This is a genomic window from Moorena sp. SIO3H5 (assembly GCF_010692395.1).
GTDB lineage: Bacteria > Cyanobacteriota > Cyanobacteriia > Cyanobacteriales > Coleofasciculaceae > Moorena.
Genome location: NZ_JAAHHS010000657.1, coordinates 1 through 2,553, shown reverse-complemented (window position 1 = coordinate 2,553; position 2,553 = coordinate 1). Strand labels below are relative to the sequence as shown.

3 protein-coding genes are annotated in these 2,553 nt (G+C 45.6%); 1 reads left to right on the top strand and 2 read right to left on the bottom strand.

Annotated features, from left to right (window positions below; translation table 11 throughout):
- Positions 1-823, bottom strand: an 823-nt coding sequence (locus F6K52_RS35165) for an NF038130 family PEP-CTERM protein (protein ID WP_293089642.1), incomplete at its 3' end; no start/stop codon positions are given.
- A gap of 287 nt (positions 824-1,110) precedes the next feature.
- Positions 1,111-2,013, bottom strand: coding sequence for an alpha/beta fold hydrolase (locus F6K52_RS35160; protein ID WP_293089640.1), 903 nt, complete (start codon positions 2,011-2,013; stop codon positions 1,111-1,113).
- Positions 2,014-2,137: 124 nt separating this feature from the next.
- On the opposite strand from F6K52_RS35160, the gene clpS reads away from it, so the two are divergent.
- Positions 2,138-2,419, top strand: a complete 282-nt coding sequence (clpS, locus tag F6K52_RS35155; protein ID WP_293089638.1) for an ATP-dependent Clp protease adapter ClpS — start codon at positions 2,138-2,140, stop codon at positions 2,417-2,419.
- Positions 2,420-2,553: the final 134 nt, after the last annotated feature.

Genomic DNA, 2,553 nt, shown 5'->3' with positions numbered 1-2,553 from the left:
GGTGCCGTCGTGACGGGAGGTCAGACGGGTGCGCTTCCGATCTAAGCAACGCCACTTGGTAGGTGGCATCGTGAGATATACCATCTTCTCGGCTGAACAGCCCAGATTCTATGCCCTCGAAACCGTAAAGGTATTTAGTTTCGCCATTGTAGTCAACCTTGACAATTTCACTAGCCTGTATACTAGGTGGTAGAAAAGCAGCCAAGAGTGGATTAACTTGAGCTATTGCTGATGCCAACATATCTATAGCATTAAAGTGACCTGCTAGCCCAATGGTAATTAGGCCTGTTGTGTCATTTTGGTTGACGTAGGAAATATTGGGGTCGCTAAATCGTTGCAATCCTCCATTGTTAAGAAATTGTCCATAGGCAATAGCATCTAGACCTGTACCAATCAAAGCTCCAAGACCGTTTGCAGTTAAGGCATCACTGAACCACTTCTCAGCCAATCTGATGCCACCACCAATATCAGTAAACCAGTCAGCTACTGTCAGACTGCTCAAGGTGATGTCCTTACCACCAATTTGACCTGTTAGGCTAGTGACATCGGTATAGTTCTCAAAGTCTTCGTTGCTGAGGGTTTCACTGCTGGCAAATAGCTCTAGGTTTCCACCAGGGTTACTAGCGTCACCTTGCAAGATAGTTGACAAAATAGCATTTTGATCTATATATGTCTCCGTACCGTTAGATGAAATCTTGTAGTAGTCATCACCGGTCAGGGTCGCTCCGGTGAGGCTTCCAGCAACAGCTGGGGTAGTGGCGATCGCACTCATACCGGCCATAATTGAGGCACCGAGCCACAATTTCATTACTGTGCTTTTCATTGACATGTCTCCCTTCGAGTTTGTTTGGGTTGCTGGCAGGACTTGGTGTCTTTTTTTTAGTATCGGAGTGGGATGTTAGCGATCGCGTTTTTGATATGGTTTAAGTTATGTTAATCTTTGAGATAATCCTGATTGCGTCAGTTCCTCATTTCTGAATAGGGCAATATAGCCCTACGAGCAAGGCAAGAGAAATAGCCCCTAACCTCCGCGCGTAAGGGGGGCGGGCATGCATGCTAAAGTTTACTACGACAGCTTAGCTGGGCTTTCCGGAGAATAAACCTTACCGATTACCGATTACCCATTACCCAAGACCTGATCAGATCATTCACCTGTTCTGGTATCTCATCATGGGGACAGTGTCCTGCTTGTAGATAATATTCGGTTAACTGAGGATAATATTCCCTAAACTTTGCTCCCCGTTCTCTGCTCTTGATCCAAGGATCCCCTTCTCCCCATAGCATCAGTAATGGACAAGTCATCTGTTCCAACAACACATCGACTTTTTCCCCTTGGGGTGACTTGAACACGGAGGCAAATACCTGAGCAGCACCAGGATCACAAGAGGGGCGATAAATCTCGTCTACTAACTGTTCCGTTACCGCACCCTGGTCAAGATAAACCTTCTGGAGGGTTTTGCGAATGATTGACGGTCGCCGCAGGTACTGGAATAACAGGAAACTTGCCCAAGGTTGTAGAAAAATTGATTTGGTTACCTGATTGATAACTTTTTTAACAGGATTGACCTTAGTGGCCGGTTGAGTATCACTAAATGGTCCAGCACTATTGAGCAATACTAAACCTACGGCGGAGCTAGGACGCTGTGCAGCCACACACAAAGCTGCATAACCCCCCAAGGAGTTTCCAGCTAAGACTACTGGTTGACCAATCACCTCTGTAATAAAATCATCCAATTGGTCTCGCCACAAATTGCCACTGTACTCCCCATCTGGTTTACCAGAACGTCCAAACCCCAACAAGTCAATCGCCCAAACTTCAAAATCCTGACTCAATTGAGCAATGTTTTTGCGCCAGTGGTCTGTAGATGCCCCAAATCCGTGAATTAACAGTAATGGTGGGTATCCTGATGGCTTCTCTCCAGCCTGTACATAATATATAGATTCCCCCCGCCACTGCCAGTAAGTTCCAGGGATGGGAGTATTAGAAGGAGTAGCAATTACCTGGGTAGTCACGGTAAACTATTAAGTAATGTTAACTTTTTGATCATACCTCTCCCTGCCAGATGTCTGATGTTAGACTAATGGCAGTATATAATGGAGAGTTTGTGTAAACATCTAAAATAGAGAGGGACAAGCTTTGTCAGTCGAAACCATTGAGAAGCGTTCAACAGTTCGTAAACACGCGCCTCGCTATCGCGTGTTGCTCCATAATGATGACTTCAACTCTATGGAGTATGTGGTTAAAACCTTGTTGGAAACTGTGGCGAGTCTGACTCAACCTCAAGCAGTCAACATTATGATGGAAGCCCATCAATCCGGCCTGGCATTGGTGATTACCTGTGCTCAAGAGCATGCTGAGTTTTATTGCGAAACCCTGAAGAACCGGGGTCTGAGTAGTACAATTGAACCTGACGAATAAGGGGCAATAGGAGAGATTCTTCCCTTTCCAAATCTTGAAATTATAAAACGTTTTACACCCAGGCTGGCTAGATTATCCCTATACCCAGCACCATTCAGGTTGGGGATGTTTATACTAGCTTTGCTGTTGCTTTG